The sequence below is a fragment of the Allobosea sp. TND4EK4 genome (assembly GCF_900156025.1).
Taxonomy (GTDB): Bacteria; Pseudomonadota; Alphaproteobacteria; order Rhizobiales; family Beijerinckiaceae; genus Allobosea.
The window spans coordinates 1-22,025 of record NZ_FTMO01000030.1 but is presented as its reverse complement, the minus strand read 5'-3'; the positions used below and the strand labels follow the sequence as shown (position 1 = coordinate 22,025).

The following is a 22,025-nucleotide window of genomic DNA, read 5'->3' as shown; positions in this document are numbered from 1 at the left end:
TGGCGCTAGCCACGGCCCACCGATCGCGCGGCATGACCGCGCGATCGCAGCCGGCACATCAGTGCCGGCGATGTCTCAGCTTCGTGGTGGTCGGGCCGGAGGCTCGCCCGGTCGCGAAATGCGCAGCGCCTCATCGCCCACACGCCCGAGCGTCACGACAACTGGTTGAACAAGCGTGGCGAAAACCGTTGGTTCACTCGCGAAGCACTTGGCCAGACAGAAGCTCGCGGCAGGGCAATTGGTCGTGCAATCGGGTTGTTTGTCCTTCGGATTGGGGCAGCACGGCATGTCAGGCGACATCTCTGTCATCGCCTCACGTTCCATGCGGACATAGCCAGCCCGCGCCGGCGAGACCAAGGCAGCCAACATCGTGGCTGTAACGAACAGCCCCAGGATCAGTGTGTGCGTGAGAAGTCGAAACTTCATGGCACCCGTTCTGACATACCGACAGGGATCGCAAAAGGGCGAGAACTGCGGCTGTTTGACCGGAAGCAACCAAAATCGCTGCTTCGTGATCTCAAGCTTGGTGCCTCAGCATGCGGCGCAAGATGTCGTCGCGCCGGTAGAAGTGATGCCAAAGCGCCCCGGCGACATGGATCAACGCGAGCACTAGCAGCGCCCAGCTGAGCCATCGATGCAAGGGCGCGGCGCGGAAGCTGAGATACATCGCAACCGTACCCGTGAACGGCAACAGGAGCAGGAGGCCATACAGACAGATGTGAACGCCCGTTGCGGCCCATCGTTCGCGTGGAGACAAGTCTTCAAGCGAGGGGCGGCCATAGATGTAGCGCAATGCGATCTGAGTCAGCGCGAGCCCCATGATCAGCCATCCCATCCAAGCGTGGACCTGATGCAGGAACAGATCAAAGGGGGCGGGCTTCGTGAAGCCATGCGCCATATGGGTGCGCTGGATCGCCCAGGAAGTCGGAACCTGGGCGATGCACAACAACGGCACAAGCCAGTGGATCCAGCGCTGGTAGACGCCAAAAGACCTGCCCAGGCTGACCTTGGGAATAAGGATGCTTTGCAACAAGCTCACGATGCAAACCCGTTCATTCGAATGGCATCGCCCCCTATTGGAGAGACGCCGTTCTCAGGCGCAGCGCATTGGCGATCACGCTGACCGAGGACAGCGCCATCGCCGCCGCCGCGATGATCGGGGACAGCAGCAATCCGAATATCGGATAGAGCACGCCGGCCGCGACGGGTACGCCCGCAGCATTGTAGATGAAGGCGAAGAACAGGTTCTGCCGGATGTTGCTCATCGTGGCCCGGCTGAGCTGAAGCGCCCGCACGATCCCCTCCAGATCACCCTTGAGCAGCGTCACCCCTGCGCTTTCGATCGCAACGTCGGTGCCCGTGCCCATGGCGATGCCGACATCCGCCGCCGCCAGAGCCGGCGCGTCATTCACGCCGTCGCCGGCCATCGCGACCACCCTGCCCTGGGCACGCAGCTTGTTGACGACCGCGCTCTTGTCCTCAGGCAGGACCTCGGCCTCGACCTCGTCGATGCCAAGCCGGCGCGCCACCGCCTGGGCCGTCGTCCGGTTGTCGCCTGTCAGCATCACCACCCGAATACCGGCGCCCTTGAGGAACTCGATCGCCCTCGGGGTGGTCTGCTTGACCGGATCGGCGATCACCAGCAGCCCGGCGACGCGGCCATCGATAGCGACGAAGATCACGGTGCCGCCCTCCGCACGCAGCGCCTCCGCCTCGGCGGCCTGCGCAGCCGTGCCGATGCCGGCTTCGCTCATGATCCGGTGGCTGCCGATCACCAGCGCACGGCCCTCGACCGTCCCGGTCACCCCCTTGCCGACCGGGCTGTCGAAATCCTGCGCCTCGGCCAGGGTAAGGCCGCGCTCCTTCGCAGCGTCGACAATCGCTGCGGCGAGCGGATGCTCGCTCGCCCGCTCAAGCGAGGCCGCAAGCCGCAGCAGCTCGCTCTCGGTGATCGCACCGACCGGCTTCAGCCCGATCAGCCGCGGCTTGCCTTCGGTCAGCGTGCCGGTCTTGTCGACCACGAGGGTATCGACCTTCTCGAAGCGCTCCAGCGCTTCGGCATTCTTGATCAGCACGCCGAGATGTGCGCCACGTCCGACCCCAACCATGATCGACATCGGCGTCGCCAGGCCGAGCGCGCAGGGACAGGCTATAATCAGCACGGCGACGGCAGCGACGAGCCCATGCGCGAAGCGAGGCTCCGGCCCGAACGCCATCCAGGCGGCGAAAGCGACGATGGCAATGACGATGACGAGCGGAACGAACCAGCCGGACACCTGGTCGGCCAGGCGCTGGATCGGTGCTCGCGAACGCTGAGCCTCCGCCACCATCGAGACGATCCGAGCCAGCATGGTGTCACTGCCGACCTTGCCGGCGCGCATGATGAAACCGCCGGTGGTATTGAGCGTGCCGCCGATCAGGGCCGCGCCGACCTCCTTGGTGACCGGCATCGATTCGCCCGTGACCATGGATTCGTCGATCGAGCTGCGGCCTTCGATCAGTTCGCCATCGACCGGAACCGTTTCGCCCGGGCGGACCCGCAGGCGGTCCCCGACATGGACAGCGTCCAGATTGATGTCCTCGTCCTCGCCGTCGTTGCGCACCCGCTGGGCGGTCTTCGGCACGAGGTCGAGCAAGGCCCGGATAGCACCGCCAGTCTGCTCCCGGGCTCGCAATTCGAGGACCTGGCCCAGCAACACCAGGACGGTGATCACGGCCGCCGCCTCGAAATAGACTGCGACCGCTCCTTCCGTGGAGCGGAGCGTTTCCGGGAACAGGTTCGGAGCGACGGTCGCGACGACGCTGTAGGCCCAAGCGACACCGGTACCCATCGCGATCAGCGTGAACATGTTCAGGCTGCGGTTAACCAGCGAGGCCCAGGCCCGCTGGAAGAACGGCCAGCCAGCCCAGAGCACGACCGGCGTCGCTAAGATCAGCTGCAGCCAGTTCGAGCTCTGCTGGTTAAGCAGCATGTGTAGGTCGACGACATGCCCACCCATCTCCAGCGCGAACACCGGTAGGGCGAGCGCGAGCCCTACCCAGAATCGGCGTGTCATATCGACGAGCTCGGCGCTGGGTCCTTCCTGAGCCGTCGCGACTTCCGGTTCGAGCGCCATGCCGCAGATCGGGCAGTTGCCAGGCCCCGACTGGCGGATCTGGGGATGCATCGGGCAGGTATAGATCGTGCCTTCGGACGCATGTTTTGCCGCAGGCGCTGTCGGCTTCTCCCCGATATAGGCCTCCGGATCCGCCTCAAACTTGCCGTGGCATCCGGCGGAACAGAAGAAATAGGTCTCCCCGGCATGGGCGGCGCGATACTTTGCGGTGGTGGGATCGACGGTCATTCCGCAGACCGGGTCCTTCACACTCTCCTTTGCGCCATGGGAATGGCCATGGTGATGCGAATGGTCATCGTGCTGATGACCGGCGTGACGCTGATGATCTGCCATGGCTCGCCGCTCTGCGCTCCTGCCCCTTTGCCTTGCCAATGCATGAGCGGCCGGCGGGTTCGCGCCGGCCGCCTGCGATCAGCCGATGCGATCCGCGCCGGGCGTGTATCCAGCACCCGCCACAATCGACCTGATAGCGGAAAAGTCAGCTGCTCCGACGACACTGACGAGCTTCGAAGCCGGATCGGCGGTGACCGCCGTTCCCGGAATCTGGTCCTCGATCGCCTTCTTGATCGTGCCGGCGCAATGGCCACAGGTCATGTCCTCGACGCGGAAGCTGATCGCGCCCTCAGGAGAGGTTGTCGCCTTGGCGGCAGTATCAGAATGTTGCTGGCAGGCGCACATAACTGCAATGTCCCTCGTTGACGATCACAGCAGCCTACGGCTTCCCATAATGGGAAGGTCAAGCACCTTTCGCACGCTCCTCGTCAGTGCAGGATCTGCGAGAGGAAGAGCTTGGTGCGCTCGTGCTGCGGGTTCTTGAAGAACTCGTTGGGGGTGTTCATCTCGACGATCTGGCCGGCATCCATGAAGATGACGCGGTCGGCGACCTGGCGGGCGAAGCCCATCTCATGGGTGACGCAGAGCATGGTCATGCCCTCCTCAGCCAGCGAGACCATGGTGTCGAGCACCTCCTTGACCATCTCCGGATCGAGCGCCGAGGTCGGCTCGTCGAACAGCATGATCTTCGGGCTCATGCAGAGCGAACGGGCAATGGCCACGCGCTGCTGCTGGCCGCCCGAGAGCTGGCCCGGATATTTGTGAGCCTGCTCGGGGATCTTGACGCGCTTGAGATAGTGCATGCCGATCTCCTCGGCATCCTTCTTCGGCATCTTGCGCACCCAGATCGGCGCCAGCGTCAGGTTCTCGAGGATCGTCAGATGCGGGAACAGGTTGAAGTGCTGGAAGGCCATGCCGACGTCGCGGCGGATCTCGTCGATCTTCTTGAGGTCGTTGGTCAGCTCCGTGCCGTCGACGATGATCTGGCCCTTCTGGTGCTCCTCCAGCCGGTTGATGCAGCGGATCATCGTCGACTTGCCCGAGCCCGAAGGCCCGCAGATCACCAGCTTCTCGCCGCGGCCGACCTTCAGGTTGATGTCGCGCAGCACGTGGAACTCGCCGTACCACTTGTTGACGCCGATCATCTCAACGGCGGTGGCCGTGTTCAGCGAGGTCTGCTTCAGGGCCGCGGGGCGGGAGTCGGTCGTCTTGGTTTCTGCCATTGCCATGGTCATGGAGGCGTCTCCTAGCGAGCAGCGGGGCCGCGCCGCTCCAGGAAATCGGCAAAGCGGGCGAATGAGAAGGACAGGGCGAAGAAAATCGCGCCGATGAAGAGAAAGGTTTCGGCCGCCGGCGACGGCCAAGCCGGATCGGCCAGCGCCGCCTTGCCGGAGCTGATCAGGTCGAACAGCCCGACCACGAGCACGAGGCTGGTGTTCTTGATCATCACGATGATGGTGTTGGCCAAGGCCGGGATCACCACCCTGATCGCCTGCGGCAGGATGACGAGGTACTGCGTACGCCAGAACGGCAGGCCGAGAGCCGCGGCTGCCTCGTACTGGCCCTTCGGGACCGCCTGCAGCCCACCGCGAATGACTTCGGCAAGATAGGCAGCCGCGAAGATCGTCAAGGCGACGAGGGCGCGCACAAACTTGTCGGGCAGCAGCGCCTCCGGCAGGAACAGCGGCAGCATGATCGAGGCCACGAACAGGATCGAGAGCAGCGGCAGGCCACGGACGGACTCAATCGTGATGACCGCGGCGATCCGGACGGCAGGCATCGTCGACCGGCGCCCCAGCGCGAGCAGGATCCCGACCGGAAAGGCGATGCCGATCGCCACAACGGTGAGGATCAGCGTCACCGGCAGGCCGCCCCAGGCCGAGGTCGGGACCTCTTCGAGGCCGAGGCCGCCGCCCATCAGCCAAGCGATCAGCGCGAGCGCCCCGATCCAGAGCCCGAGCAGACGCGGCGTCCAACTCGCCGGCCGGACCGACCAGCCGAGCAAGGCCAGGATCATGAGGCAGACCAGAGCAGGCCGCCAGCGCTCCCCGACCGGGTAGATGCCGAACAGCAGCTGGCCCGATTTGGCGTAGATGAAGCTCCAGCAGGCCCCGGACGCGGCGCGGCAGGCGGCGGGGTCCGGATTGAAGAGGACGGCGTCGAGCACCAGCCAGCGCAGCATCGGCGGCAGGGCAACAGTGAGCATGGCGCCGAAAGCCAGCGTCAGGGCGGCATTCAGCGGCGAGCCGAACAGCAACCCGGCGGTCCGGCGCAGCGAGGCCAGGAGCGGCGCGGACCAGGCCTGCGCCGGCACGGGAGCCTCGGCGAGAGGGAGCGAAATCGTCTTCACGGGATCAGCGTTCCACGATGGCGATGCGGCGGTTGTACCAATTGGCCGCGCTCGACAGGGTCAGGTTCAGGACGAGATAGACGCCCAGGATGATGAAGACGCCTTCGATCGAATGGCTGGACTTGCTGATGATGGTGTTCATTACCGCAAGGAAATCCGGATAGCCGACAGCGATCGCCAGCGTCGAATTCTTGACGACGTTGATGTACTGGCTGTTGAGCGGCGGCACGATCACCCGCAGCATTTGCGGGATCACGATCAGCCGCAGGATCTGGCTGCGGGACAGGCCGACCGAGCGGCCGGCATCCCATTGCCCAGGCCCGACCGACAGCACGCCGCCACGCACAATCTCGGCGATGAATCCCGTCGTATAGATCGTCAGGCCGATCAGGATCGTGCTGAGTTCTGGCGTCAATTCCAGTCCACCCTGGAAATTCGAACCCGCGAAGACCGGCCAGTCAATCGAGACCCTGGCATCGGCGAACGAAAAGCCGAGCAAAAGCACGGCAGCCGCGGCCCAGCTCAGGGTAGGCCGGAATCTGCGCAGCGAACCTACAACCCGAGCAGCGAGGAAGATCAGCCCGGCAACGAGGATCAAGGTGACGCCCGCCGTGTCCATGTTGACATGCACGCTCGGCACCATGACGCCGCGCATCGAGGCGAATACGCCGGGTATCGGATTGAGCGCCTCGGCGACCGGCGGGAGGACTTTCCACCAGAGCGAATAGAGGAAGATCAGCAGAACGATCGGCGGCGAGTTGCGGGCGATCTCGACCCAGACCCGGCAAGTGCCGGCGGCGAGCGGATTGCTGCTCAGCCGGGTCACGCCGACGATCAGGCCGAGTACCGACGAGAAGACGATGACCAGCGCGGAGATGAAGACCGTATTCGCCAGCCCGACGACGATCGCCCAATAATAGGGGTCGCGCGACTTGTAGGAGAGGATCGCCTCGGAGATCACGATCCGGGACGGCGTCGTCAGGAAGTCGAACCCGATTGGAATCCCGCGGGTCTGCAAGTTCGCGAAGGTCGTGTTGACGAGCAGCGTCGCTGTGCCAATGACGGCAGCCGCCAGTGCGCATTGAATGACGATCGACCTCGTCCTGGCATTGCTCAGCATGCCGCTCTCCCCATTTTTATCCGTCATCGAAAAGGGGAGCGTTCGCCACGCTCCCCTCGGCAGCACCTAGTCCCAGGGGTAGGGATAGTTCAGGCCGCCGTCCTTCCAGAGTGCATTCAGCCCGCGGTCGACCTTGAGGGGGCTGTTTCTCCCGAGATTGTTGTCCCAGATCTCGGCGTAGTTCCCCATCTGCTTGACGACGTTGTAGACCCATTTGTCGTCAAGCCCGAGCGGCTTGCCGAAGCCCGGCTCCTGACCGAGCACCCGCTTGATCTCGCTCGACCCGGACTTCAGCTTCTCGTCGATGTTCTTGGCGGTGATGCCGTGAAGCTCGGCCCAGAGCAGGGCATTGACCGTCCACCGCGTGATGTCGAAGAGCTGATCGTCTCCGCGCGCCACCGCGACCCCGTTCGGCTCGGCCGCATGGCCCACCTTGATGATGTCGAAGTCGTCCGGATTCTTCGCTACCGAGGCGCGTTGCCCGGCCGCCGCCGTACCATCGGTCACGTAAGTGTCGCAACGGCCGCCGAAGAATGCATCGCGCGCCTGGATCGTCGAGTCGAAGTAGACCTTCTTCATCGTGATCCCGTGCTCTTCCTCGGTCTCCTCGATCGCCTTCTCGGTCAGGCTACCGCCGCCCTGCAGGCATACCGTCTTGCCGGCGAGCTGCTTGGGATCGGTGATCTTGTCGGCTTTGCGCACGAGCAGGCCGTCGGTGTCGTAGAGCGTGATCCAGACAAAGCGGACCACCGTGTCACGCGAGAGAGTGATGGTCGAGGTTCGTGAAAGCACATCGATTTCGCCGGTCTGCAGCGCCGGGAACCGCTGACCGGCATTAAGCGGGACGAAACGGATCTTGTCCTTGTCACCGAGGATGGCAGCGGCGAAGGTCCGGCAGATGTCGGAATCGAAGCCGCGATAATAGCCATTCTCGTCAGGCCGGGAGAGGCCGGGCACGCCCTGGCTCGCACCGCAGCTGACATAGCCGCGCTGCTTGATCTTGTTCACGACGCTTTGCGCGCTCGCATCGCCGATACCCGTCGTCAGGCCGGCGGCGGCAAGCGCCGTTCCGAGCAGCATTTTCAATCTTGTCATGGTTATCTCCGTTCCCCTGTTTTGTGACGTTGGTTCTGTTATTCCGCCGCCGTACGGCCCACCGCCTTCGACGCCGTCGCGAATTCGGCAAATGGGACGAAGGCCTGCTCCAGATCGCCGATCAGGTCCTCGAGTGCTTCCAATCCGATCGACAATCGCCAGACCGGCCCCGATGGCAGCCAGTCGAGGCTGGTCCGACCTTTCCGTGGATCATTGACGGCGATCAGCGAATGGACGCCGCCCCAGCTCGCGCCGAGCCTGAATAGGCGCATCCGCCGTAGGACCTCGTTCTGCAAGGGCGCAAGCTCGGGCCGGAGCACGACCGAGAACACCGCGGCCGCGCCCGAAAAATCCCGCTCCCACACCACATGGCCGGGATGGTCCGGCATGGCCGGATGCAAAATCCGCGCGATCTCAGGGCGCTGTGACAGCCAGGCCAGGATCTCGGTCGCGCTTGCGGCGGCATGGCGCATACGGACCGGCATGGTCATCAAGCCGCGCTCGCACAATGCGCAATCTTCGGGCGAGACCCCATAGCCGAGGAAGCGCGCGCTATCCTTCAGACGCCGGAACAGCCCTTCGTCCCGCACGGCGAGCGAACCCATCAGCAGGTCGCCATGCCCCCCGGCATGCTTCGACAGTGCCTGCATGCTGATATCGACGCCATGGGCCAGCGGCTTGAACAGGAGGTGGGAGGCCCAGGTGTTGTCGGCGGCGACCAGCGCCCCGACCTTGTGGGCCGCCGCGACGATCGCCGGCACGTCCTGTACCTCGAAGGTCGCGGAACCCGGCGATTCCACCCAGACCAGCCGTGTCCGCTCGTCGAGAAGCTCCGCGATCCCGGCATCAAGACGCGGATCGTAGGACTGCGCCGCGATGCCGAGCGGCCCCAGGAAGCGCAGGATCATGTCCCGAGCCGGGCCGTAGAGCGTCTCGGGCATCAGGATGCGATCGCCGCTGCGGCACACCGCCATCGTCGCCAGCGTCATCGCCGCCATGCCGGACGGCACGACCAGAGCCCTCGCCGCCCCTTCGAGCTGGGCGATGTGGTCCTCGAGAAGCCGGCTCGTGGGCGTCCCATAAAGCCCGTAGCTGAAGCCGTCATAGACGCGCTCCGCCCGGGTTTCGAACGCCTCGAGATCGTCGAAGACGATGGTCGAAGCGCGTTCGACCGGCATTGCCACCGCTTGAAACGGCTGCCGCGAACGCTCGGGCGGATGGATATGGAAGGTGTCGTCGGATTTCGTCATGGGCCAACGCTAGCTCGCGCTGACATTGCCATCTATGGCTATTTCGATAGAGTCGATCCATTCTTGATATGGCTACTCTATGAACCTGCGCGACATCGACGTCTTTCATGCGATCATGATCAGCGGTGGCGCTGGAGCGGCGGCTGCCCTGCTCAACACGTCGCAGCCGGCCATCAGCCGTTCGCTTGCGAAGCTTGAGTCCGAGCTCGGGTTCAGTCTGTTCGATCGGATCCGTGGCCGCCTGGTGCCGACCCGCGAAGCGCTGCTCTTCCACGCCGAGGTGAAGGCCAATCTGGTCGGTCTTGATCGGCTCAAACTACGGGCTGCTCAGATCAAGGAGGTGGGCGCCGGGACGATTCGGGTTGCCAGCCTGTCCGCTCTTGGACATGGCCTGGTCCCGCGGGCGATCACGGCGTTCTCGCGCAAGCACCCGCAGGTGCGGATCAGCTACCAGGTCCGCACTTCGAACGTCGTTCGCGACCTGGTCGCTTCCGGCAGCTTCGACATCGGCTTGGCAGCCGACGAGATCGACACCGACGGTGTCCTGCACAGCGTGTTCACCACGCCTCGCGCGGTCTGCGTCATGCCCCAAGGACATCCTCTGGCAAGCCGAGACGTCATTGTGCCGGCGGACCTGAGCAACGAGGGCTTCCTGGCGCTCGCGCCGGAGGACACCGTGCGGCTCGCCATGGACAGGATCTTTGCGGAACACGGCGTCCAGCCCCGCATTCTGGTGGAGACACCCTATGGCGTGACCATCGCCATTCTGGCTGCGCAGGGCCTCGGCATAGGCCTCGTCAACCCGTTCATCATCGCCGACAAGATGATCCAGGGCATCGTCGTCCGGCCTTTCGAGCCGGCTGTGCATTTCAGAGCGCTCCTGCTCAAGCCGCCCGGCAGCGCGAACTCTCGCCTCGTCTCGGCGTTCGTTGCCGAGCTCTATGCGGTCCGCAACGCCTTTGCCGTTTCGGAGGAGAGCGCGAGATAGCTTCTCGCGAACGCCGACACCGTGGCCTCGACGAGCACTACACTCGATCTCACTCCGATTGAGCCGGGCTAGCGCATTACCGTGCGGTGGCCTGGACGCTCGCAGCTCAAGATCCGACGTCGGCCTCCGGCGCCAAGGTATCTCGATAGCGCTTATCAAGCCGATCGGCAAAATGGCTATTAAATAATATAGTGGGGTACCCTATTTGGAGGGACACAGGAGACCCGCATGTCGCACACCACCCGCGAGAAAACAAAGCTGTTGAACCGGGTGCGCCGCATCCGCGGCCAGATGGAAGCCGTTGAGCGCGCGCTTGAAGACGAGAAGGGCTGCGCCGAGGTGCTGCAACTGATCGCGGGCGTTCGAGGCGCCATCAACGGTCTGATGGCCGAAGTCGTCGAAGACCACATCCTGCTGCACGTGGCGGACCACGCCCTGGCGCAGAACGAACGCAATGAAGGCGCGGCCGAACTCATCGACGTCGTACGCGCATATCTCAAATAAGATCGGAGGCTGCCGTCATGACAGTCCAAAATACCCAAAGCCAGACGCTTGCGGATGCTGCAGAGGCATGCCCGATTGCACCGGCCACCGAGGCACATCAGCATGACCATGACGATCATGACCACGAGCATGGGCATGATCACGACCATCCCTTCGAATGGTCAGAGGCCGTTCGCATCGCGGTCGTCGCTGTCGCGGCGGCGGCCGTGTGGTTGCGCATATGGGAGCCATTCGCAGCAATCAGCATAATCGGCGTCATCGGCCTTGTGATCGGCGGCTGGCCCATCCTCAAGGAAGCCGTCAAGAACGTCGTAGAACGACGAATGACCATGGAACTGTCGATGACGATCGCGATCGTTGCGGCCGCAGCCATCGGCGAATTCTTCACGGCGCTCATCATCACCCTGTTTGTCCTGATCGCCGAGGTCTTGGAGGGCCTGACCGTCGGCCGCGGTCGCAAAGCGATCCGCGACCTCTTGGAATTCCTGCCGCGCGAGGTCTCGGTGCGCCGCGCCGGTTCGATCCAGTCGATCTCCGCCGAAGAGCTGTCGGCCGGCGACGCCATCATGGTCGCTCCGGGTGGACGCATCCCCGTCGACGGGGCGGTGCTATCCGGTCACTCCTTTGTCGACGAGTCCCGCATCACCGGCGAATCCATGCCGGTCGAGAAGACGGCCGGCACACACGTCTTCGCCGGCTCCATCAATCAGTCCGGCGCGCTTGAGGTAGCCGCGGAGAGAATTGGACGCGACACAAGCTACGGCAAGATCATCGAGGCGGTCGAAAGGGCCGAGAAATCCCGCGCGCCGGTCCAGCGTCTGGCGGATCGCATGGCGGGCTATCTCGTCTATTTTGCGCTCGGCGCCGCCATCCTGACCTTCCTGATCACCCGCGACATCTATTCCACGATCTCCGTTATCATCGTTGCCGGCGCCTGCGGTATCGCCGCGGGCACGCCACTTGCCATCCTTGGAGGCATCGGCCGGTCCGCGCGCCTTGGCGCTATCGTCAAGGGCGGCGTCCACCTTGAGACCCTCGGTCAGGTCGACACGGTCGTGCTGGACAAGACGGGGACGCTGACCTTCGGTCGCCCTGAGGTGCAGGAGGTTTTCCCCGTCGCGGGCGTGAGCGCTGATGAACTGCTCCATGCCGCAGCTACGGCCGAATTGCGCTCCGAGCATCCGCTGGGCAAGGCGATCGTCGCCCATGCCCGCAAGCAGGGGCGCGATGCGATCGAGCCCTTGAGCTTTGCCTACACGCCCGGTCGCGGCATCACCGCGAAAACTGCTGACGCCACGATCCTTGTCGGCAGCCAAGCCTGGATGACCGACAACGGGATCAGCGTACCAGCGGGAATTTCCGGCCCATTCGGCTTGGCTGGCTCGGAAGTCTTTGTCGCCCTTGACGGGCGCTTGCTGGGCTCCATCGCAGTCGCAGATACCGTGCGGCCCGAGGCAAAGCGAGCGGTGGAAACCTTGCACCGCATGGGTATCCGAACGGTGCTGCTCACGGGCGATGCGCGTCGCGTCGCGGACACTGTCGGTGCGGCGCTCGGCATCAAGGAGGTCGAAGCGCAACTGCTGCCGGAAGACAAGCTGGCACGCGTCCGGGCCCTCGTCGCGGATAATCGCAAGGTCGCCATGGTCGGCGATGGCGTCAACGATGCCCCGGCGCTTGCCGAAGCCAATGTCGGCGTTGCGATGGGTTCAGGTACCGATGTCGCGCACGAGAGCGCCGATGTGGTGCTGCTAGGCAATGACCTAGAGCGCTTCGTTGAGACGGTCGCCGTGGCCCGGCGCACCCGCGGTATTATCTGGCAGAATTTCGTCGGCACGATCGGAGTGGATACGCTTGGTATCGCGCTGGCAGCCTTCGGTTTCTTGAACCCACTGCTAGCAGCCGGCATCCATGTCGTTTCGGAACTGGTGTTCATCCTTAATTCGGCCCGCCTCCTCCCAACGCCGGAGAAGACTGTCTCTGCGACGCCGGAGCTGAAGCCCGAACCTGCGCAGGTGTGACCTTGGCTATAGCGTCGCCATGTCTCGATATGTGCAAATTCGATCGCAAGGCGGAGCTGTGCGTCGGGTGCTTGCGTACGACCGATGAGATCCGCCGGTGGCGCAAGCTCACTGACCACAAGCGTTGCCAGATTCTGGCCGAGCGTAGGCGACGCGAAACCAAGCTGGCCGCACGTCGCGCGCCATCTGAGTAGTGTTTCGATGAACCGAGCCGGCATAGTCGGGTATGCCGAAATGGTCCCGCCGTGGCGCTGTTTCTTGAGGGCTGGGCCGCATGCTACGGCCCAGCCCTCTCAGTCTTGCAGTATGCTTTGCCCGCAGTGGATTTGATCCAGATCGGATAACGGCGTTGAGAAAAGCCGGTCGGCAACACCTCAGCCCGCCTGCCGCTCACGACGAAGCGGGATTTGAGAAGCATCGATCACCACCGGAACGGTACGAACGTGGCCCATGGCTCTGGTGACCTCGCTGAAGCGGGCTTTCGCATCCGACCAGTTCTGCATGAAATCAAACAGCTCCCGCAGCGCCGGCGAAATCTCTCGATAGGCGGCAAGGGCGGCGACAAGCGCCCCGAGCGACAACTGCCCCCTGACAACGAGGTAGCCTCCGATCGTGAAGAAAAAGAAAGGCGTCAGGTTGGACGTGTAGTTGTACAGACCCTTGATCCTGCCCTTGAGATCGTTGATCTCGACCCGGATCGTTTCGAGGACAGCGGTCGTTCGCATCTGATGGCGCAAGACAGACAGGTTTGCCCGCGTGGCGACTGGATGCGAACCATTGGCGCCAGAAGCCGGGCCCTCGGCTACCATGAGGCCGCCGAGTTTACGGGTCGAACGGACCCTGTCGCGGACCTTCGCATTGAGCCGCTTCTGCAAACCCGGCAAGAGCGTAAGCTGTAGGGGCAACATCAGCATTGCCGCGAGAGCCAAGGCAGGGTTCTGCATCAGCAAGAACAGGATACTGGTCAGGAGAGCCCCACCCTGGATGACGGGAACAACAGCAAGGCTTCCGCCAAAATACCCGATAGGTTCGACTTCCTGGACAACTACCGCGGAGAGATGCGCCCGCTGTTCCGCACTCGCGCCTGCACGGGCTCGACGCAAGACACCTAACCGAAGCCGGCGAACCAGCCGCTCACTCACGCGACCGCGGATCCGCATGGCCGCGTATTTGACGAGCCCGTTCAACGTGAGCGCACCGAGGTAACCTGCGCAAAGTGCAAACAGGAGCGTCATGCGATCCAACGGCAAGCCAAAAAGCGTCATGTCGACGTGGCCACTATCGCCGGCGTCGGAAAGAGCATGATTGATAATGTGCTTGGGGACTTCGAGCAGAAGCCACGCCGTCGGAAGCGTCAAAATTGAGATGATCACGAGCTTCGCCTGCGGTCTTGCAGTCGCACGGATGATGTAGTTCTCAAGCGAACGCTCGCGCTCTCGGGCGACTGGTTGCTCTGGAACGCGCGACGTCGCGGCCACAAACCGGGCGCGCTGGCGGCGCTTCGCGCTGAAGCGCCGATAGGTGAACCGCAAGGCAATCCAGACTGTCCATGCCGGCGCAACAACAAACAACAGCGCAGCCGCAACATTGATAAGCCAGTGGCCGTGCGGATAATCGAGGCCCATGATCCGGTGACCGAGATCATGGATAAACTGAAACAACGCGGTCACGACTGTTGAACTCGACCTTCGGTAGCGACGCCGCCTATACGAGCGTCATCTGTGTTAATTTCGGAAAGGGGTGGGCAGTTTAGCTTGGCGGTGCGCGAAGCGTCCGATAGAGGTCGTTCACACCATCGCTGAAGTCGGCATCGGGATTGCGCGTACAGAAGCCCCGCAGGAACTCGGCCTGCTTCAGTAATGGATAGACACCTGGCTCAAGGTCTAGATCCTCATCCTTCCCCGGAGGCGCCCGCAGCAGTAGGCCGCTCATGTAGCCCTGGGCCCAGGCGAAGAAATTCTTTTCAACTTCCGGCTTTCCGTTGATCTCCTGAAGGAAAAACTGACAACTTGATGCGCCAATTCCAACTATCTTGACCGATTGTGCTTCCGCCTGCCCAACGAACAGCGTCCCTGCTGCCACAGCACAAAGTGCCGAGGTCACCAGAATTCGCCGTAAGCTCAAGTCGCTTCCAATCATGAAATGGCCTCTCGCCACTGCAGTGAGTTTTCACTGGGACTTCATTCCGGATCATCTCGACTACGAGACGGATCATCAGCGGAGCAGCGGCCGTTTATGCAGACGATCTTGATGCGCCTGCCGAAGCAATTCGCTTCATAGACATCACTTTTGCCGATGGGGTTGAGGCGCGTAACCTTCGCACTAGGACAGGACGCTTCGATCAGAGCGCGCTGCAGATCGCCGTCGTCCGCTCGCGCCTGGAGGGCCACAAGCGCAAGAGGAATCGTTAGCAAGACCAATCGCATGGCTCACCTTTCAAACTCATCTCGCTGTCGATATGTCCGGGCGTGATGCCTCTTTTGGCCGCAAACAGCGATTCTCGACCAATAATCGCCCGACGACGCAAACTTCGTCACCTAGATACGGTGACGGAAAACCAGTTGGGCCGAAACGATCGCCGCGAGCGGCGCAATGTGTGGCAAGGCGTCTTCACGCCTTGCCACACATTAGGATTATTTCGACTTTTGCAGCTTGGTCACCGTGAGCTGACCATTTACGCGGTCGGCGTCGAACTTGATCTTGGTGCCGGCCTTGAGGTCCTTCAGCATGGCGGCGTCGCCAGCTTTGAACACCATGGTCATTCCGTCCATGTCGAGGTTCTTGATCGGGCCGTGGTTGATGGTGAGCTTGCCCTGGGCCTCGTCGACCTTGGTCACGGTGCCGCTGACCGATTGGGCGGCGGCCGGCAGGGCAACGACGAGGAACGCGAGGGTGGCGGCAGTCTTCAGCATGGGATGCTCCTTTCGCTGAGATCGTTCACTTGACGATGATCTTGCCGGTCATCCCGGCTTCACGATGACCGGGGATCAGGCAGGAAAAGTCGAATTCGCCGGCCTTGGTGAAGGCCCAGACGATCTCGCCGGTCTTCTTCGGCGCGAGCCGCTTGGCGTTCGGATCATCATGTTCCATGTCGGGGTTCTTCTGCATCTCGACGGCGTGCTTGAGGTTCTCTTCCAGCGTCGCCAGGACGATCTCGTGGTCGAGCTCGCCGTTGTTGCGCAGCTGGAAACGGATCTGCTCGCCGCGGCGAATCTCGACCCGGTCAGGGATGAAGGACATCTTGCCGTCCTTCTCGCTCATCACGACCTGGACGGGCCGGGCAGGCTTCTTCGGGTCGCCCACCTTGCCATAGGCTGTCTCGCCGCCATGGCCGTGACCGGCCGCACCGGGGCCGGCCAAGGCAGCACCGGCTGACATCGCAAAAGCGATTGCGGCAAGTTTGAACGTTGCAATCTTCATTTATCTCTCCAGGGGTGAGCTCAGTTTGTCGCCATTTCAGTGATCGGAATGCGCGTTCTTGACGGCTGGGCGTGGCTTGCCGTCCGGCCCGAGGCTCGGCTTGCGCGGGTCTTTGGCCCGCCATTCGGCCGATTTGACACCGCTATCCGGGGACGTTGCCCGCGGGGCTTCGCCGAGCTTCTGCCCTTTAAGCTCGTAAGCGACGGTTCCCTTGGGGTGCTTGAACCAGCCGGGGTCCTTGTAGTCGTTCTTCGCCAGGCCATCGCGGACCTTTACCACCGAGAACATGCCGCCCATCTCGACAGGCCCGAACTGGGCGAAGCCGGTCATCATCGGCAGGGTGTTGTCTGGCAGCGGCATCTCCATTCCGCCCATCTCGCCCATGCCGTTCGAGCCCATCGGCATGTAGCCGGGCGCGATCTTCGCGATGCGCTTCGCCAGGTCCTTCTTGTTCACGCCGATATAGGTCTTCACCGAATGCCCCATGGCATTCATGGTGTGATGGGACTTATGGCAGTGGATCGCCCAGTCGCCCGGCTCGTCGGCGACGAAGTCGAAGGCGCGCATCTGGCCGACGGCAACGTCGATCGAGACCTCGTCCCAGGCCGCGGCTGGATCGACCCAGCCGCCATCGGTGCAGGAGACCTTGAACTCGTAGCCGTGCATGTGGATCGGGTGGTTCGTCATGGTCAGATTGCCGAAGCGGATACGGACCTTGTCATTCTTGCCGACGACGAAGGGATCGATGCCGGGGAAGACCCTGCTGTTCCAGCACCACAGGTTGAAATTCGTCATGGTGTTGACCTTCGGCACATAGGAGCCGGCCTCAATGTCGAAGGCGTTGAGCAGGAAGACGAAATCGCGATCGACGCGGCGGAAGGTCGGGTCCTTCGGATGGACGACGAAGAAGCCCATCATGCCCATCGCCATCTGGACCATCTCGTCCGAATGCGGATGGTACATGTAGGTGCCCGAGCGCCGCAGCTGAAACTCATAGACGAAGGTCTTGCCCGGCGGGATATGCGGCTGGGTCAGCCCGCCGACGCCGTCCATGCCATTGGGCAGGCGTTGGCCGTGCCAGTGCACCGCCGTGTTCTCCGGCAGCTTGTTGGTGACGTAGATGCGGACCTTGTCGCCCTCGACCGCCTCGATCGTCGGGCCCGGCGACTGGCCATTGTAGCCCCAGAGATTGGCCTTCATGCCCGGTGCCATCTCGCGCACCACCGGCTCGGCGACGAGATGGAACTCCTTCCAGTCGCCGTTCATCCGCCAGGGCAGCGACCAGCCGTTGAGCGTCGCGACCGGCTGATAGTCCGGTCCGGTGGTCGGCACGAGCGGCGCCTGGGTCGCAGCCTCCGTCATGGTCGGCGCCTCCGGCACGGCGGCGAAGGCGCTCCGCCCCGAGACGGCGGCCGCACCGGCCAGCACGAGCCCGGACGAGCCGATGAAGCCTCTACGGGATAGATTGGTCATCTGTGCAACTCCTTCAGTCGCCGCCGCCACCGCCACCAGCTGCCGCCACAGCGACAGAACCACCGCCACTACCGCCGCCGATCAGGGCATGCTTGAAGTCGGTATGGGCGATCCAGAAATCGCGGCGGGCATTGATCGCGGCGACGTTCGAGAGGATGCGGCTGCGGGCATCGGTGATCAGATCCGTCACGTCGTTGAGCATGCCGCTGTACTGCAGCAGCGACTGGTCCTGGATGATCTTGCGCAGTGGCAGGACATTCGTCTGGTACTGCCGCGTGATGTCGTAATTAGCGCGGTAGGCCGTGTATGCCTCGCGCGCTTCGGAGCGGATATTGACCGCCTTCTCCGCCAGCTTGTTGGCAGCCCGCATGTAGGTCTGCTCGGCCAACGCGACCTTCGACTGGCCGAAATCGTAAATCGGTATCTCGAGGTCGAGGGCGAGCGTTCGGCTGCGAATTGAATTTCGTTCAACGACGCCATCTTCAGTAATAGAGCGGCTCCGGGCGTATTTGCGAGTACCTTGCAGATCGGCCGCGTTAATAATGCGCGTCGCCTGCTCCAGCCCGAGCGACTTCGCCAGAACGTCGAGCTCGGCCCGCGCGATCCTGAGATCGACGCGCTTGCGCAGGGCCTCCGCCTCGATCGCCTTGCCCGATTGCAGACGCGGTAGCGGCGGCAGGCTGCCCAGTTGGAATTTCAGGTCGTCGCCCCAGATCCCCAGTTGCCGAACAAGGCGCTCACGCTCCTGGCGCTGCAGTTGGCGCGCTTGGGCGAGTTGCACGGTCAGTTCAGCCTCAAAGGCGAATTCGCGAGCTTGGTCGAGCTTGTTGACGCCGCCGCTTTCGCCGAGCCGCTTGAACAGCTCGGAAGCCGCATCGGCAGACGCTTTCGCCTCTTGATAGAAAACAACCTGGGTATTCGCCGCAGCAGCGCGATAGTACTGGCGGCGGGTATCGGCCGCGAGTCTCAGAACCGCCTCGGCGGTCCGCAACTGCGCTGCCCCGAACTGATCGCGGGCAATCTCGGCGCGCGCCGGCAGAGTCGCAAGGGCCAGGAGGCTGCCGATGATCTGCCGCTCGATTTCGAGTTCGAAGCGGCCGGAGAGCTTGGAGATGCCGATGCTCGGGTTGGGTGGCAAGCTCGCCGCAACCATCTGGGCCTCGGCAATGCCGAGCTCATTGAACGCCGCCTGCAGGCCGCGATTGTTAAGCAGCGCGACCTGTACGGCCGCGTCCGCCGTCAATGGCTTGCGCAGCAGCTGATTGACGCGCGATTTCGCCGTGAGCGCTGCCTGATCATCACCGATCTTGACCACATCCTTGCCGATGTCGGTATAGGCGGCACTCTGGACGGAGCCCATGCCGCCGTCAGCGGAGAAACTCGCGCAGCCTCCCAGAAAAGCCGCGGCGCCGGCGAGCAGCCCGAAACGGAGCAGGCGTCGAGGATGCAATTTTGCTGGAGCGGTCAAGGCTGTCCTTCCCCGGGTAGAATCGATCGCTGAAATGGACACGGCAGACGACGTCATGACTTGGGACCGACGTCACGATTGAGTTCGCGCCAGTCCTTCGGATCAACCGGCCGGAAAGTCGCCCCGCCAGCCGTCACGCTGCGATAGGAGACCGCGGGAACGCGAGCGCTCGGATCGGCCGGCCTGGCTAGATGGTCCGGAACGGGTGTCAACGAACAGGCTCCCAACGCCAGCCCTATGCCTGCCAGGATCGGCATCTTCACGAACGTCACGATTCGGCTCCCCGTGTTTCGACGGCATACGGGTAGCAGCGCTCCGCCATCGGCGTCCGTTACAAATTGTATCAAAGCAACACGGGCGGCACGGCGATAAGCGCGCTATTGTTCAATCGCCGCAAAAGAAGAAGCGGCGCCACACAAACAGGCTTGTTCTGGGAAGCCGAGCGAAACATGGACCAAGATCCAATCAAGATCATAGCCGAAGATCATGGGCATATTCTCGTCGTAGACGATGATCCGCAGATCAGGCTCCTGGTTTCGCGCTTTCTTCAGCGCCATGGCTATCAGGTCACCGGAGCACCGGACGGGCGCGTCATGATGGATGTCTTGGCCCGCACCACGATCGATCTGGTCGTGCTCGATCTGATGCTGCCCGGACGCTCGGGCGTCGAGCTCTGCCGCGACGTCCGCATGACGTCCCAGGTTCCCATCGTGATGCTGACCGCCCGCAGCGAGGAGAGCGACCGGATCATCGGCCTCGACGGCGGCGCTGACGATTATGTGACCAAGCCGTTCAGCCCGCGCGAATTGGTGGCGCGCATTCGCGCCGTCCTGCGCCGATCTCGTACGGCGCGCAATACCAGCGAAACCCGACGTTCCGAGATCGTCGTGTTTGATGGCTGGTCGCTGGATCTCCGCCGTAGAGAGCTTCAATCTCCTACGGGCACACTGATCGACCTCTCAACCGGTGAGTTCGACCTTCTCGTGGCCTTTGTGGAGCATCCCAACCGCGTCCTGTCGCGAGAAGCACTGATGCAGTTTGCAAAGGCGCGAAACAGCGGCGATCCGTTCGACCGCACCATCGACGTCCAGATCAGCCGGCTGCGGCGCAAGTTGGAAGCCGACGCCAGCGGCGGCCAGCTCATCAAGACCGTCCGTGGCTCGGGCTACATGTTTGTGTCCAACGTCGGCGTGCAAGAAGGGCAATCCGCTTGAAGAAGCTGGTCGAACGCCTGTGGCCCGATACGGTCGCCAGCCGTGCCATCATGGTGTTGGTGGCGGCACTCCTGGCCTTTCATCTCCTCGGCTTCTGGGCTTATCGCGTCGGCGTCGAGAGCCTCGCTACCGCGGCGCGCGATCGCGGCCTCGCCGAGCATATCGTCTCGATCAAGCGCGCGATTGCCAGCGCCCCCGCCGGGCCAGAACGGGACCGCGCCGCGCATGACCTGTCGAGCGCCAGCCTTGAAGTCCATTGGAGTAAGGTCAGTCTGATCCTCGGCTCAGCGCCGATGACAGAACGAACCAAGACGATGGATGCTCGGCTCAAAGAGCTTGCGCCCGAACTCGCGGCGGAGTCATTCCGCGTCGGGTTTGCCGATGACGGGGCTTTGGGCAGCGGGAATGCCGATGCCTACCGGCACATGATGCTGGTCTCGGTCCAACTGGCCGACGGCTCCTGGGTAAATTTCTCCTCCTCGGCTCTCGGAGCGCACCAGAGCATCGACTGGAGCGTGATCGCGGTCACGATCTGCTTCGGAGTCGGCATCGTTGTCGTCGCGCTGCTACTACTGCGGTGGGCAACCCGACCATTGCGTGATCTTGCCATCGCGGCGGAGCGCTTTAGCCTTGATCAGACGCCGCAGCCGCTTCCCGAAAACGGACCGATCGAAGTACGCCGCGCGGCGCGCGCCTTCAACACCATGCGCGAGCGCATCCAGCGCCTCGTCACCGAGCGCATGCAGGCGATGGCAGCGGTCTCGCATGATCTCCGCACGCCGATCACGCGACTTCGGCTCCGTTCAGAGCTCCTCGACGACGACGCGACCCGCGATCTGATCGACGCCGATCTCGGGGAGATGGAGGCAATGATCGACTCCACGCTGGAATATTTGCGTGGCGGTGTCTCCAGTGAAATGATCCGGCCGATCGACCTCGCTTCGGTCATTGAGACAATCGTGGACGAGCATATCGATCAGGGGCATCACGTCTCATTGATGGGGCTCGCCTCCGCTCCGGTGTTGGGACGTGTCCTATCCCTAAAGCGTGCCTTCTCCAACGTTATCAGCAATGCCATCAAATACGGCGAGACAGCGAGCGTTACGATCTCGGAGATCGATGATCACCTCATTATCGCCGTTGAAGACGAAGGCCCCGGCATTCCGCAAGCCGATATGGAGCGCGTGTTTCAGCCTTTCGTCCGGCTCGAGGAGTCCCGCGGACGCGAGACTGGCGGCACGGGCTTGGGGCTCACCATTGCAGCATCAGTGATCCGGACTCACGGCGGGCATGTCAGTTTGACCAATCGGGCGGCTGGCGGCTTATGCGTAACGATCACTTTGTCGAAAGCGGATCAAATCAAGGGTCGCCAGCCCAATGCCCCTTCCGGATATTCGACCGATGGCGCCGATCCTCAAAGGCAGATCGCTTGATGCAACTCCATGGTGCAACGAGCGCACAGCCGTTGATGCGGGCTGCAACCCTCGAGCGACTTTGACGCGTCGGGCCGCTTTAGTCGGCGTCCGGCTCGCCCAACGTATGCATAAGCCGGTTTGCCCAACCGAAGACCGCCGCCGAAAAGTAACCGTCCGGTCTCGGCCGCCTTGCGCGGTGGGCGGCATTTCCCGAACGGTGTGACCTTAAGTCTAGCTTTAAGGTCATGGCGATGGTTCGGG

General features: G+C 63.0%; 21 protein-coding genes. 6 read left to right on the top strand and 15 right to left on the bottom strand.

The genetic code is table 11. The features are described 5' to 3' along the window. Window positions 1-75 precede the first annotated feature (75 nt). From BW981_RS22795 to BW981_RS21115, 9 genes are all read right to left on the bottom strand, one after another. Window positions 76-426 carry a hypothetical protein gene (locus BW981_RS22795; protein ID WP_139333883.1) on the bottom strand — a complete coding sequence of 117 codons (351 nt, stop codon included), beginning with the start codon at window positions 424-426 and terminating at the stop codon, window positions 76-78. Window positions 427-517: 91 nt separating this feature from the next. Continuing rightward, the gene (locus BW981_RS21150) at window positions 518-1,039 is read right to left on the bottom strand and encodes a cytochrome b (protein ID WP_076442827.1); all 522 of its coding nucleotides are present in this window, start codon (window positions 1,037-1,039) and stop codon (window positions 518-520) included. Between the two features lie 34 nt (window positions 1,040-1,073). Beyond that, the gene (locus BW981_RS21145) at window positions 1,074-3,449 is read right to left on the bottom strand and encodes a heavy metal translocating P-type ATPase (protein ID WP_076442825.1); all 2,376 of its coding nucleotides are present in this window, start codon (window positions 3,447-3,449) and stop codon (window positions 1,074-1,076) included. Between the two features lie 78 nt (window positions 3,450-3,527). Beyond that, complete coding sequence (locus tag BW981_RS21140) at window positions 3,528-3,794, bottom strand: heavy-metal-associated domain-containing protein (RefSeq protein WP_076442823.1); 267 nt, start codon at window positions 3,792-3,794, stop codon at window positions 3,528-3,530. Between the two features lie 83 nt (window positions 3,795-3,877). After that, window positions 3,878-4,594 (bottom strand): amino acid ABC transporter ATP-binding protein, encoded by a 717-nt coding sequence (locus tag BW981_RS21135; protein ID WP_083712553.1) that lies wholly within the window; start codon window positions 4,592-4,594, stop codon window positions 3,878-3,880. A gap of 101 nt (window positions 4,595-4,695) precedes the next feature. Continuing rightward, complete coding sequence (locus BW981_RS21130) at window positions 4,696-5,799, bottom strand: amino acid ABC transporter permease (RefSeq protein WP_076442820.1); 1,104 nt, start codon at window positions 5,797-5,799, stop codon at window positions 4,696-4,698. A gap of 4 nt (window positions 5,800-5,803) precedes the next feature. Continuing rightward, a complete protein-coding gene (locus BW981_RS21125) occupies window positions 5,804-6,919 on the bottom strand; it encodes an amino acid ABC transporter permease (protein WP_076442818.1) in 1,116 nt (371 codons plus the stop codon). Window positions 6,920-6,985: 66 nt separating this feature from the next. Continuing rightward, window positions 6,986-8,014, bottom strand: coding sequence for a transporter substrate-binding domain-containing protein (locus BW981_RS21120; RefSeq protein WP_083712549.1), 1,029 nt, complete (start codon window positions 8,012-8,014; stop codon window positions 6,986-6,988). A 38-nt stretch (window positions 8,015-8,052) separates the two neighbouring features. After that, window positions 8,053-9,264, bottom strand: coding sequence for a trans-sulfuration enzyme family protein (locus tag BW981_RS21115; protein WP_076442814.1), 1,212 nt, complete (start codon window positions 9,262-9,264; stop codon window positions 8,053-8,055). Window positions 9,265-9,343: 79 nt separating this feature from the next. Here BW981_RS21115 and BW981_RS21110 point away from each other — a divergent pair, with 79 nt between their 5' ends. From BW981_RS21110 to BW981_RS21095, 4 genes are all read left to right on the top strand, one after another. Continuing rightward, complete coding sequence (locus BW981_RS21110) at window positions 9,344-10,252, top strand: LysR substrate-binding domain-containing protein (RefSeq protein WP_076442812.1); 909 nt, start codon at window positions 9,344-9,346, stop codon at window positions 10,250-10,252. Between the two features lie 228 nt (window positions 10,253-10,480). Further along, on the top strand, window positions 10,481-10,756 hold the full coding sequence (locus BW981_RS21105) for a metal/formaldehyde-sensitive transcriptional repressor (RefSeq protein ID WP_076442810.1): 276 nt from the start codon (window positions 10,481-10,483) through the stop codon (window positions 10,754-10,756). A 17-nt stretch (window positions 10,757-10,773) separates the two neighbouring features. Next, a complete protein-coding gene (locus tag BW981_RS21100) occupies window positions 10,774-12,774 on the top strand; it encodes a heavy metal translocating P-type ATPase (protein ID WP_076442808.1) in 2,001 nt (666 codons plus the stop codon). After that, complete coding sequence (locus BW981_RS21095) at window positions 12,771-12,968, top strand: DUF1289 domain-containing protein (RefSeq protein ID WP_076442806.1); 198 nt, start codon at window positions 12,771-12,773, stop codon at window positions 12,966-12,968. The genes BW981_RS21100 and BW981_RS21095 overlap by 4 nt, the downstream gene beginning before the upstream one ends. A gap of 180 nt (window positions 12,969-13,148) precedes the next feature. Here BW981_RS21095 and BW981_RS21090 read toward each other — a convergent pair whose 3' ends face one another. From BW981_RS21090 to BW981_RS21065, 6 genes are all read right to left on the bottom strand, one after another. Then, on the bottom strand, window positions 13,149-14,444 hold the full coding sequence (locus tag BW981_RS21090) for a multidrug ABC transporter ATPase (protein WP_175624187.1): 1,296 nt from the start codon (window positions 14,442-14,444) through the stop codon (window positions 13,149-13,151). Between the two features lie 79 nt (window positions 14,445-14,523). After that, window positions 14,524-14,913 (bottom strand): hypothetical protein, encoded by a 390-nt coding sequence (locus BW981_RS21085; RefSeq protein ID WP_244560411.1) that lies wholly within the window; start codon window positions 14,911-14,913, stop codon window positions 14,524-14,526. Between the two features lie 494 nt (window positions 14,914-15,407). Next, on the bottom strand, window positions 15,408-15,686 hold the full coding sequence (locus BW981_RS21080; RefSeq protein ID WP_076442804.1) for a copper-binding protein: 279 nt from the start codon (window positions 15,684-15,686) through the stop codon (window positions 15,408-15,410). A gap of 25 nt (window positions 15,687-15,711) precedes the next feature. Next, window positions 15,712-16,194 (bottom strand): cupredoxin domain-containing protein, encoded by a 483-nt coding sequence (locus tag BW981_RS21075; protein WP_076442802.1) that lies wholly within the window; start codon window positions 16,192-16,194, stop codon window positions 15,712-15,714. Window positions 16,195-16,230: 36 nt separating this feature from the next. Then, window positions 16,231-17,667 carry a multicopper oxidase family protein gene (locus tag BW981_RS21070; RefSeq protein WP_083712551.1) on the bottom strand — a complete coding sequence of 479 codons (1,437 nt, stop codon included), beginning with the start codon at window positions 17,665-17,667 and terminating at the stop codon, window positions 16,231-16,233. 13 nt (window positions 17,668-17,680) lie between these two features. Next, the gene (locus BW981_RS21065; protein ID WP_244560410.1) at window positions 17,681-19,135 is read right to left on the bottom strand and encodes a TolC family protein; all 1,455 of its coding nucleotides are present in this window, start codon (window positions 19,133-19,135) and stop codon (window positions 17,681-17,683) included. Between the two features lie 338 nt (window positions 19,136-19,473). Between BW981_RS21065 and BW981_RS21060 the strand changes: the two genes are divergently transcribed. Next, window positions 19,474-20,349: a response regulator gene (locus BW981_RS21060; protein ID WP_348521420.1), complete on the top strand. Its 876-nt coding sequence runs from the start codon at window positions 19,474-19,476 to the stop codon at window positions 20,347-20,349. Further along, a complete protein-coding gene (locus BW981_RS21055) occupies window positions 20,346-21,782 on the top strand; it encodes an ATP-binding protein (protein WP_076442798.1) in 1,437 nt (478 codons plus the stop codon). Before BW981_RS21060 ends, BW981_RS21055 begins: the two co-directional genes overlap by 4 nt. The last annotated feature ends 243 nt before the right edge of the window (window positions 21,783-22,025 follow it).